The organism is Nostoc sp. DedSLP03 (assembly GCF_034530815.1).
Taxonomy (GTDB): domain Bacteria; phylum Cyanobacteriota; class Cyanobacteriia; order Cyanobacteriales; family Nostocaceae; genus Nostoc.
On the sequence record NZ_JAVRCK010000142.1, the window covers coordinates 1 to 11,713 of the forward strand.

Sequence of the window (11,713 nt, forward strand, 5' to 3'; positions counted from 1 at the left end):
AGAAAGCAGCAATCAGATGTTCTGCTGGGATGCCAGAGGAAAGATATGCTCCTAGTACTCCCGCCGCAATTGTGGCAAAACCACCCGTCATCACAGCATGGAGTTCCGATTGCGTCATATTCGCGATATAAGGTTTAACCATCAGCGCCGCCTCTGTTGGCCCCAAAAAGATGTTACCTGCACAGGATAAAGATTCAGAACCCGATGTTTTCATTGTTTTCATCATTATCCACGCCATCACATTTACGACTCGTTGTAAAATACCGTAGTAATACAAGACGCTGATGAAGGCAGAGAAAAAGATAATTGTCGGCAACACTTGGAAAGCAAAGAAATGATCTTTAAAATTTTCTCCAAAGACAAATTTTGCCCCAACATCAGAAAATGCTAAAAATTGACCGACAATATCTCCCAAAGATTTAAACACATTTAAACCCCAAGGAGTTTTAAGAATCACAAGTGCAAACAAAAATTCCAATCCCAAACCCCATAGGACTATGCGCCAACGCACTGCACGACGATTAACAGAGAAGGCGTAGGATATACTGAGAAAAACTAAAATTCCCAACGCAGAGATAGCGCGTTCCATGATTACTCCTGAAAGGGTATTCTTAAGGCACTTAGTCACAGAGCATACACAAAATCTGCCTTTTTTTGGAGTTTTATAGTCAATTACTAGAGTTTTGCTGCTGTAAATAAGAATTTAGCGATATCTACGACGGTCACTGAGCGCAGCCGAAGTGCGGGCTACGCCTACACACATTCATATCTTGTTACAAAATTGCCTTCCCAAACCTTAAACACATTTGTATTAATAGGAACAACAAATGTAAACAAGAAAAAATTAACCTTAGAGGGAAAAGAGAATTATGGTGGCACTGACCGGTTATCAAATAAATGAACTAATTTATTCGGGGTCTAAAACCCTAGTGCATCGCGGCATTAGAGAATCAGATAAAAAACCGGTAGTAATTAAACTGTTGCGACGCGAGTATCCGACATTTTATGAACTCGTGCGGTTCCGCAATCAGTACACCATTGCCAAAAATCTAGACATTGACGGCATTATCAAAACTTATAGCCTGGAGAACTATCAAAACAGCTATGCCTTAGTTATGGAAGACTTGGGAGGGATTTCTCTCCAAGAAGAGATGGCGAGGTGGGGAGATGGGGGGATGGGGAGAACTGCTGATGGGTTGGAGACATTTTTTCACATTGCTTTGCAAATTGTCTCCATTCTTGATGGACTGTATCACAATCGGGTGATTCACAAAGACATCAAACCCGCTAACATTTTGATCAACCCTGGCACAAAAGATATAAGACTGATCGATTTTAGTATCGCCTCCTTACTTTCTAGAGAAACGCAAACCCTCACTAATCCCAATATTCTAGAAGGGACGTTAGCATACCTTTCTCCCGAACAAACTGGACGAATGAACCGGGGAATTGACTATCGCAGCGACTTTTATTCCTTGGGTGTCACCTTTTTTGAACTCCTCACCGGAGAGTTACCTTTCAAATCTGATGAACCGATGGAGTTGGTGTATTGTCATTTGGCAAAGCTTCCTCCACAGGTACATAGTCTCAGTCCTGAAATTCCGCCAATTCTGTCTGAAATTATCGGTAAACTGATGGCAAAAAACGCCGAAGATAGGTATCAGAGTGCATTGGGGTTGAAGTATGACTTGGAAATTTGCTGGCGTCAGTGGCGAGAAACTGGCAGGATTGATGTCTTTGAATTAGGAGTGCGAGATATTTGCGATCGCTTTATCATCCCAGAAAAACTCTATGGACGGCAAGCAGAAGTAGAAAGCTTACTCGCAGCATTTGATAGAGTAGCTAACCCCCCTGAATCCTCCCTTGCTAAGGAGGGAATAAGGGGGGTAGAAATGATTTTAGTCGCAGGTTTCTCTGGTATTGGAAAAACTGCCGTTGTTAACGAAGTCCATAAACCAATTGTGCGACAACGGGGTTATTTTATCAAAGGAAAATACGATCAATTTCAACGCAATATTCCTTTAAAAGCTTTCGTCCAAGCATTTCGAGATTTGATGGGGCAATTACTGAGTGAAACCGATGCCCAACTCCAACAATGGAAAGCCAAAATTATGACAGCTTTGGGTGAAAATGCTCAAGTAATTATTGAAGTTATTCCCGAACTAGAAAAAATTATTGGACAACAACCGCCAGTACCCGAACTTTCAGGGATTGCTGGACAAAATCGCTTCAATTTACTGTTTAAAAAATTTCTTCAGGTTTTCACAACCAAAGAACACCCATTAGTAATATTTTTGGATGATTTACAATGGGCAGATTCAGCATCTCTAAAGTTTATGCAATTACTAATTAGTGAAAGCGAAATTCACTATATGTTAGTTATTGGTGCTTATCGAGACAATGAAGTATATCCAGCACATCCTTTGATGTTAACCTTAGCAAAAATTCAGAAAGATGGTGCAAATCTTCATACTATTACTTTAGCCTCTCTCAATCATACAGATTTAAATCATATAATTACTGATACTCTAAAATCTAACTTAGAGATTGTTCTACCTCTCACAGACTTAGTATATCAAAAAACTCAAGGCAACCCCTTATTTACTAATCAGTTTCTTAAATTTCTGCACGAAGAGAAGTTAATTAACTATAACTTTGATATCGGTCATTGGCAATGCGATCTTGCTCAGATTAGAGCATTAGCATTTACTGAGGATGTGGTAGAGTTTATGGTGCTTCAGTTACAGAAGTTACCAGAAGCAACTCAAAAAGTTTTGCAGCTTGCAGCTTCTATTGATAATCAGTTTGACCTAGCAACTCTCGCAATTGTCTATGAAAAATCTCTATCAGATACAGCAATAGACTTATGGAAAGCTTTGCAAGAAGGTTTAATCATACCCACAACTGAAGTTTACAAGTTTTATCAACAGGAATTAGAAGAATCTATAATTACTTCTGATTCCTCGATGCTAAATTCTACTTCCTGCTCCTACAAGTTTTTGCACGACCGCGTTCAACAAGCTGCTTATTCTCTAATTCCTGAAAATCAAAAGCAGACAGTACACCTCAAAATTGGGCGATTGATGTTGAGGGATATCTCGCTTGAAGAACGTGAAGAACATTTGTTTAAATTAGTCAATCAGTTAAACTTAGGAGTTGAATTAATTACTCAACCAGAAGAACGAGAAGAACTGGCAAAATTAAATTTAACTGCAAGTCATAAAGCAAAAATTTCGACTGCTTATGAAGCCGCTGTAGAATACACAAATTTTGGAATTAAGTTACTCACAGAAGATTGTTGGCAACATCAGTATGAATTGGCATTAAAACTATACTCAACCTCTGCCGAAGTCGCCCATCTTAACGGTGATTTTGAACAGACAGAACAATGTGTACAAGTAATATTACAAAATGGCAAAACACTGATAGATCGAGTAAAAGCCTACGAAGTCAGAATCTTATCTCAGGTAGCACAAAACAGAATGGGGGAAGCTATAAAAACGGGACTCCATGTTCTCAAAATATTGGGAATAGAACTGCCCGAACAGCCAACAACAGAAGATATTAACCGCGGACTACAGGAGACACAATTAGCTTTAGATGGTAAATCTATTGAAGGGTTACTAGAGTTACAAGTAATGACTGAGCCAGATAAGTTAGCAGCCATGAATATTTTGACAAATATTGCTGCTGCCGCTTATCTAGTTATCCCAGAACTCTATCCCTTAATATTATTTAAACAGGTTAATTTATCCCTCAATTATGGAAATACTGCTAATTCGCTTTATGGATATTCATCTTATGGGCTGATTCTTGTCGGGATTGTCGGAGATATTGATTCAGGTTATCAATTCGGTCAACTAAGTCTAAAACTATTAGATAAATTAAATGCTAAAGAATTCATTGCTAAAACATATATGATTGTTTATGGCTGTTTGAATCATTGGAAGAAGCATCTTAATGAACTTTTAATTCCTATACAATCAGCTTATTATAGCGGGGTAGAAACAGGAGATTTAGAATTTGCAGGTTACTGTGCGTGTAATTATTCTTTGAGTTCATATTTTGTTGGGAAAGAATTATCTTCTTTAGCACAGGAAATAGGAACTTATAGTCAAGGACTCGCACAAATTCGTCAAGAACCATCATTACATAAAAATGAACTGTATCGGCAAGTAGTGCTTAACTTACTCTCGAAAAATCAAAATCCTTGCCGCTTAATTGGTGATGCTTACAATGAAGAAATCATGTTGCCGCTTCATATCCAAGGCAACGATCAAACTATGATTTGTTCGTTGTATTTTAATAAATTGGTTCTCTATTATTTCTTTGCTGAGTATACTCATGCTATTGAAAATGCTGACTTAGTACAGAATTATTTAGAAAGTCTTCTTGGAAGTATTATCCTTGCTCTATTTCATTTCTATGATTCTCTAAGCCAATTAGCCGTGTATTATGATGCTTCTGAAGATAAGCAAGTATCCATTCTCAAAAGGGTTACAGCAAATCAGGAAAAAATGCAGAACTGGGCGCATCATGCGCCGATGAATCATTTACATAAGTTTCATTTAGTGGAAGCTGAACGCTATCGTATTCTTGGCGAATATATTCAAGCAATGGAAATGTACGATCGCGCCATTCAAGGAGCTAAAGAAAATGAATATATCCAAGAAGAAGCTCTGGCTAATGAACTCGCTGCCAAATTTTATTTAACATGGGGTAAAGAGCAAATTGCCCAAACCTATTTGACAAATGCTTACTACTGCTATGTTCGTTGGGGCGCTAAAGCTAAAGTCTATGATTTAGAAAAACGTTATCCTCAATTACTCGCCCAAATTCTCCAATGGGAAAAAATTCGTTTCAATCCTACGGAACCAGTATCCAGTTTTTATAACATGTCCTTGTCTACTTTGGCTGCTGATACGACAATTTCATCCAGCAGTGCCAGCATTTCCGAAGCTTTAGATTTAGCAAGTGTTCTCAAAGCCTCTCAAGCATTATCTAGCGAAATTCATTTAGAGAAGTTGCTCTCTACATTAATGCAAGTGGTAATGGAGAATACTGGAGCCAAAAAATCTGCTTTAATTTTACTTAAAGATAATATTTGGGCGATTGAAGCGATCGCAATATTTCAGCAAGTGCCAACTATTCTGCAATCTATTCCCATTGAGTTTAGCCAAGATATCCCTCTAACTCCAATTAACTATGTCAAACGCACCTTAGAAACTTTGGTAATTGATGATGCAACTGCGAACAATTCCTTCACCTCTGACTCCTATATTATTAGACAACAACCCAAGAGTTTACTGTGTACCCCTATTCTCCATCAAGGGAAGTTAATTGGCATCCTTTACTTAGAAAATAATCTCATTGCTGGAGTATTTACCCATGATAGACTCCAAGTAATCAACTTATTGTGTTCGCAAGCTGCCATATCTTTAGAAAATGCTTCTTTTTATCAGCGATCGCAAGAGAATGCCCAACAATTAGAACACTCACTTACAGATTTAAAACAAATGCAACTACAACTGGTGCAAAGTGAGAAAATGTCAGCATTAGGTAATTTAGTTGCAGGTGTAGCCCACGAAATCAACAATCCTGTAGGCTTTATTGCAGGTAATATTCAACCTGCTGTTGATTTTGTTGAAGATTTGTTTCACCTGATCGATCTTTATCAAGAAAAGTTTCCAAATCCGGGTGTAGAAATTGAAGAAAAAATTGCCGAAATTGATTTAGAATATATCCGAGAAGATTTGCCAAAAATGATTTCTTCGATGAAATTAGGTATCGATCGAATTCGGAGTATTAGCAATAGTTTGCGAACATTTTCCAGAGCAGATACAGAAAACAAAGTCGCTTTTAATATTCACGATGGTATCGACAGTGCAATTTTGATTCTGAAGCATCGCTTAAAAGCATCGGAATTACATCCAGATATTAAAGTAGTGAAAAAATACGAGGATATATCTTTAATCAAATGTTTTCCTGGACAACTTAATCAAGTATTTATGAATTTATTGGCAAATGCCATTGATGCTTTAGAGGAGTCTAATGTTGGACGAAATTTTCATGAAATTAATAATAAAATTGAGATTAAAACTTGTTTTAGTGAAGACAAAGAGCGAGTATTAATTTACATTCAAGATAATGGAATGGGAATGTCTGATGAAGTCAAACAAAAGATTTTTGACCATTTATTTACAACTAAATCTGTCGGTAAAGGTACAGGATTAGGATTAGCGATCGCCCGACAAATTATTGTCGAAAAACATGGCGGTACTCTAGATGTTAATTCTGTACAGGGAGAAGGTACAGAATTTGTGATTCAAATTACGATTTAAAATTACGCCTCTTGGCGCGGGTAGCCAAAGCTAAGATGGCTGCCAATGAGTGTATAGAAATCATTTGGCGCGTGTGCAGCACCCCCTGCACAACCCGGAATCTGGCACTTATCGCTAACAATTTGGGCGACTTTAGAAAGTTCGCTGGTGTGTGGTGTCATGTCCCATCCTTCGCCACCATAGCTTGTGGTTTTTTCAATATTATGCAAAACGATCGCTTCCAGCTGCCAACCATTGATTTTACACTCGCCCAAGCGATAAATTTTAGACAATGCTGGATCTGATAAAGCTAAACGTAACTCCCTTTCTATTTGTAAAAAGTCAGGCTTTTCGGGATGCATCTGCAAGTAAGCAAGCAATTGGGCGGCTGATGTGCCAGTTCTAAAAAACACCAATGCGTAACCGTCTCCTCCAGAAACGACTCTCCAATCAACTAAAGTGAGTTCTGGTGACTGCGCCAGCGCCACAATCAATGAAGTGTCAGTTTGGTTATTTGTGCCAGTTCTCCCACCATAACCAGACTCAATGCCAAAATTGCGATCGCAAACACCAATGATTTGCCAGGTATAGCGTGCAACAGTAATTATAGGTTCATCTCTTTGTATACCCAACATAACTTCAGCATAGTTGCTCTGGTCAACATACAAATCGTAAGAACCTGGAGTATTGGAGTTTCCACATGGTGCATTGATTAATTTGCCAACAAAGTGGCAATGTTCAAAACCTGACAGTGGATGCTGGCGCACCAAAGCCGCAAGGCGTTCAGCATCAGACAAAGCAAAAGTGGCACTGAAGTAGTAGTGAGGGCCTTGTCCGCACTCTTGGATTTCCCAGAACCAATCCTGAAATTTACTCCCGATTATCTCTCTATTCATTTTGGAGTTTCCTGAGCATTTTTAATTTCTTGCTGGCTGTTAGACTGTAGCGCTTCACGGGTTAACAAAAACTGTTCGCCCAAATCTGTAACATGAAAATATTTAGTTAAATCGATTGAGTTTTTACCATAATTACTCGCTTGAACCACATCACTGATATAACCAGAGTTCGTCTTAATTAATTTAAAATCTCGTAACCGCCTTAACTCATCACCTACATTGTTTGATACATAAAAGTCATAACTCGTCTTTGCTTTAGAATGCTTATAGAGCTGATCGATTTTCTCATAATCCTTCTGGGCAAGCAAAAAACCAAACATAAAAGCTTGTGTTTGTTCTAAATTTTTCTGCTGTTTTCCTAGTTGTTCTAGCTGTTGTGCTTGAAGTTCATCGATTTGTTTTTTCTGTTCATTAACCTCTTGTTTTAATTCCTTGAACTTAGCTGTAAACCCACCATCTTTAGAAATGCCAAAATCCTCTAGTCGACTGAGCAAACCAGAGTTGAACAATAAAACAATGGCAATGAGTATAAGATCGGGAGCTTCTATCTTTCTTGGTTGTTTTCCTTGTTCGATAAATATTGGGCTAACTAGGCTGAATATCAAATAGCATACTGCTGCTACTGAAACAATTTCAATCCACCAATTTTTACGATTTTTATCTTCTTTTTTGCTAGAATCGCTTCCTGGTGGTTGCTGGTTTATTTTATTTTGATTGTTTTCTTTATTCATAAGTAGTCAACTTTGATTTAATTAGGTTTTATTCAGGACTATAAGATATTCGTCACAGAAGTCTATGCTGAGATGAGAATCCTCAAGTAGTGCCCTTCCAATGAGCGAACGACGATCCATCCCCAGTACTGCAACTTCACGCTCTATACCGTTCCAGAAAAGAGTTACCAAATATACATTAACTGCAACATTATAATTATCAGCAAGATTTGCGTCGAGATGGGGTTGATTCCCCAGATGCCATACCTGCGGTGAGAGATTCATCTTGAATTAAGAGGGTGATAAGGGGCTAACTCCCACCAATCTCCAATGAATTGGGAAGCCTATACTTACTTGTCAGGGAAGTGTAGGTAGTTCACCATATTTAACCTTGATTAAGTAATTGTATTTTGACTTGAATTTCAAGTTACAAAATAGAAAATGGTGTTGGGTATTGGAATTTTATGAATTTACCATTACGGACATTAGGAGTTGCACCAAATGCGTGGACAGTGAATGATGCGATCGCAGATATCACTCGTCCTCAAAAGACCCCACAACCGGTTATTTTATCAACAGAAACTAAAACCCTGCGCCTAGACTTGGCAAAGACTGCTATCCTCGTCATTGATATGCAAAACGACTTCTGTCACCCTGATGGCTGGTTAGCGCATATCGGTGTAGACGTAACTCCAGCGCGTCAGCCTATTGAACCTTTGAACAACTTACTTCCCGAACTGCGTGAGGTTGGCGTTCCAGTCATTTGGATAAATTGGGGTAATCGCCCCGACTTGCTCAATATTAGTGCTAGTTCGCGCCACGTCTATAATCCTACAGGGGAAGGTGTGGGATTGGGCGATCCACTACCAAGCAATGGTGCTAGAGTACTTATGGCAGGTAGTTGGGCTGCGGCAGTAGTAGACGAGCTAGAACAGATTCCCGAAGATATTCGTGTGGATAAATACCGCATGAGTGGGTTTTGGGATACACCCTTAGATAGTATCTTGCGGAATTTGGGAAGGACAACATTATTTTTTGCTGGTATTAATGTCGATCAATGTGTGCTGACTACCTTATGTGATGCCAACTTCTTAGGATATGACTGCGTATTGGTTAAAGACTGCACCGCCACAACTTCTCCTGAATATTGTTGGCTGGCGACATTGTATAATGTCAAACAATGCTTCGGTTTTGTCACTGACTCGCAAGAAATTTTAACAGCGCTGCAAAATGGTGAGGAGTGAATCAATTTTGGATTTTGGACTTTAGATTTTAGATTGATCCCATGCATTAATGCTCTTTCTTCCCTACGGGACGCTGCGCGAACGATCAAGAATTTTAGATTTTAGATTTGTTCTCGCGTTTAAATTCCCTTGCTCTCAGACTTTTTTAAATTTAAGACTTTCCTACGAAACGCCACGCATAGCTTGCTTACCCGCAGGGATACGGTGTGAGCGTTTAATCCAAAATCTCAAATTTAAAATCTAAAAATTCTGTGATTCAGTACTCAGATTTTAGAAATTTTCATACCCATCGATAACTTCAGAGGGGATAAATAAATGTACGCTACTCGTTGTGTAATTCCGGTTATCAAATCTAGCAAAGATTACCAAGTATATCGCATCAGTCCCGACGCCTCTAATCGATTAGCAATTATCTTCGATTCGACAAATGCTAATACTTCTTTGACTTGCTGCATAGAAATTTTTGATGTTGGCGGACAAACGCCCCCAAATCGCCATCAGTGGGCGGTGGAAATGTTTTTTGTTCTCAAAGGAGAAGCGATCGCTATATGTGACGGCAAGAGTGCCACAATCAAAGCTGGAGATAGTTTATTAGTCCCTCCCACTGGTACTCATTTGATTAAAAATACTGGTTCTACTCGCTTGTACACGTTGACTGTGATGATTCCCAATGAAGACTTTTCGGAATTGATTCGCAGTGGGATTCCGGCGGAGTTAGATGAAGAAGATATGGCAGTAATAGGGAGATTTGATGCTTTGATGCCCTGTTAAAGATATTTGAAACCTTACTTCTATTTCTCTCTCTTACAAGGCTACGGTGTACACACAAGTCAAATTACCCCCCTTAATCCCCCCTTATAAAGGGGGGAAATAAGAAATCTTGTTCCCTCCCCTTTGCAAGGGGAGGGTTAGGGTGGGGTAAAACTGACGCGAAAAACCAAGTAATGCTATTTCAAACTTGTGCATACACCGTAGCCCCTGCCTTTCCTGCTCAAGAACAGCCTGCTTTAACAGATAAATTTCCACAAAGCCAAGCGTATTGCACTATCTAGTCCGCAATAACTGCACAAAGGTATTACTCACCGTATTGTCTTTGGTGTCGGCGGCGTATTGAATCAATTCTTCCCGCAGTTTTTTGGCTGCATCTATCTCAAGTAAGGTTGCTAGCAAGAAATAAACGCCACGAAATCGGGGGTCGCCCATTCTATCAACTAATAGTCCTTCGGCGGCATCAGTTTCGCCGAGAAAGTTTTGCACTAAGAAGAAATCCATGATTTTATCGTGGCGGAAATACCATTCTTTCTTGGCTTCGCCTTTTTCATCTTGCCACTGACGGCTGACTACCATTTTGTATTTTTCGTCTGACAAAGACATGGCGACTTGGTGAAATTCATCGGCGGGTAAGGCTTGTTTGTCTTCGAGTCGCATTTGGTAGACGGCGGCTGAGAATTTCTTTAAGGGAAATTCTTGATTCCATTCTTTCAGGTATTCTGCCGCCATTAAATTGTATTGCTGTTCTTGCAGGCGAAACAAGTTTGGCTGTTTGCCTTGTGATAACATCAGCGCTACTACTGTTAGATCCATTGGATTGGAAAGAATTCGGCGGACAGCGTCTAACTCTTCTTTGGCTTGTTGCTGTTGGAAGACTTCTGTTAAATAATCGGTGCAGGCTTTGGCGTAATCAGCACCTTGAATTTTGGCATCTTGGGGGAGTCGCGGCTGACGGGATATCAAAAACTCTTGAATTTGTTGTTGTTCAAGGGGCTGCAATTTATATATCTTGGCTGTTGAGGGGGGTGTCCACTCTAGGGGCTGGGTAGTCATGATAATGTTACCCCGGAAATAGCTTTCGACAAACTGGCAGATTTTTGCCCGTGTTTCGGCGGTAACTTCGTTGAGTCCGTCGATGCAGATATCTATCGCGCCACTATAAATTAGGTTTTTTAGGAAGCCGGCATCTTGGGCTTGGCCGTGTAGCTTGTCTTGGATGGCTTCAATTACGCCTTTGTGACATTTTTGGGCGGGGAGATAAACGACAATGCGCTCTTGATTTTTCAAGAGATGACGGAGAAACATCGACTTGCCTAAGCCGGAATCTCCTTCTAAGATAATTTGTCCTTGAATACTGGGGAGGGCTGCGGTAATTGGCTGGATGTCTCCTGAAGTGGGAACTTTGACTTTAGATTCTGGGAAGTATGATTGGTCAGAAAAATTATCTAAGCCGGCATCGGCTAATAGGGAAGGTTTGAATGGTTCAAATAATTTGCGCCGGAAGGGGGGAAACCAGGTGAGGAGAAAGCCGACGTAGCCGACGCCTAAGATTCGGCGTACCCATGGGTTCCAGAAGAAGATGGCTTGGACTTGGGGAAATTTCGGGTAGGCGAAGATGAGGGCTAGCCAAAAGGCGAGGATGTCAGGGACATACTTGGTTGCGGCGTCTCCCAAGTTACCCAATGCCTCTGCCGCACTTCTACGAACGTTGGCGTCCACCTTTTCATCCTTGAGGATATTGGCGATGTCAGGGACATACTTGGCTGCGGCGT

The 11,713-nt window shown here is 40.0% G+C and carries 8 protein-coding genes; 3 read left to right on the forward strand and 5 right to left on the reverse strand.

The genetic code is table 11. From position 1 onward, the window contains the following. A partial coding sequence (locus RM368_RS36150; RefSeq protein WP_322698521.1) for a Na+ dependent nucleoside transporter N-terminal domain-containing protein occupies window positions 1-589 on the reverse strand: 589 nt, incomplete at its 3' end. A 280-nt stretch (window positions 590-869) separates the two neighbouring features. Between RM368_RS36150 and RM368_RS36155 the strand changes: the two genes are divergently transcribed. After that, window positions 870-6,341: an AAA family ATPase gene (locus RM368_RS36155; RefSeq protein WP_322698522.1), complete on the forward strand. Its 5,472-nt coding sequence runs from the start codon at window positions 870-872 to the stop codon at window positions 6,339-6,341. A gap of 2 nt (window positions 6,342-6,343) precedes the next feature. Here RM368_RS36155 and RM368_RS36160 read toward each other — a convergent pair whose 3' ends face one another. The 3 genes from RM368_RS36160 to RM368_RS36170 are packed head-to-tail and all read right to left on the reverse strand — an operon-like array spanning window position 6,344 to window position 8,211. Beyond that, complete coding sequence (locus RM368_RS36160) at window positions 6,344-7,216, reverse strand: hypothetical protein (RefSeq protein ID WP_322698523.1); 873 nt, start codon at window positions 7,214-7,216, stop codon at window positions 6,344-6,346. Beyond that, on the reverse strand, window positions 7,213-7,947 hold the full coding sequence (locus RM368_RS36165) for a hypothetical protein (protein ID WP_322698524.1): 735 nt from the start codon (window positions 7,945-7,947) through the stop codon (window positions 7,213-7,215). The genes RM368_RS36160 and RM368_RS36165 overlap by 4 nt, the downstream gene beginning before the upstream one ends. A gap of 21 nt (window positions 7,948-7,968) precedes the next feature. Then, window positions 7,969-8,211, reverse strand: a complete 243-nt coding sequence (locus tag RM368_RS36170; protein ID WP_322698525.1) for a hypothetical protein — start codon at window positions 8,209-8,211, stop codon at window positions 7,969-7,971. Window positions 8,212-8,390: 179 nt separating this feature from the next. On the opposite strand from RM368_RS36170, the gene RM368_RS36175 reads away from it, so the two are divergent. Both RM368_RS36175 and RM368_RS36180 read left to right on the forward strand, forming a co-directional pair. Beyond that, window positions 8,391-9,170 (forward strand): cysteine hydrolase family protein, encoded by a 780-nt coding sequence (locus tag RM368_RS36175; RefSeq protein WP_322698526.1) that lies wholly within the window; start codon window positions 8,391-8,393, stop codon window positions 9,168-9,170. A gap of 315 nt (window positions 9,171-9,485) precedes the next feature. Then, on the forward strand, window positions 9,486-9,941 hold the full coding sequence (locus RM368_RS36180) for a cupin domain-containing protein (protein ID WP_194042486.1): 456 nt from the start codon (window positions 9,486-9,488) through the stop codon (window positions 9,939-9,941). 273 nt (window positions 9,942-10,214) lie between these two features. On the opposite strand, the gene RM368_RS36185 is transcribed toward RM368_RS36180, so the two are convergent. Then, window positions 10,215-11,713: NACHT domain-containing protein (locus RM368_RS36185; protein ID WP_416212288.1), on the reverse strand; the 1,499-nt coding region annotated here is incomplete at its 5' end.

Coding starts and splice junctions, on each gene's coding strand:
- RM368_RS36175 (WP_322698526.1), top strand. CDS start 8,391: ATGAATTTACCATTACGGACATTAGGAGTTGCACCAAATGCGTGGACA.
- RM368_RS36160 (WP_322698523.1), bottom strand. CDS start 7,216: ATGAATAGAGAGATAATCGGGAGTAAATTTCAGGATTGGTTCTGGGAA.
- RM368_RS36180 (WP_194042486.1), top strand. CDS start 9,486: ATGTACGCTACTCGTTGTGTAATTCCGGTTATCAAATCTAGCAAAGAT.
- RM368_RS36165 (WP_322698524.1), bottom strand. CDS start 7,947: ATGAATAAAGAAAACAATCAAAATAAAATAAACCAGCAACCACCAGGA.
- RM368_RS36170 (WP_322698525.1), bottom strand. CDS start 8,211: ATGAATCTCTCACCGCAGGTATGGCATCTGGGGAATCAACCCCATCTC.
- RM368_RS36155 (WP_322698522.1), top strand. CDS start 870: ATGGTGGCACTGACCGGTTATCAAATAAATGAACTAATTTATTCGGGG.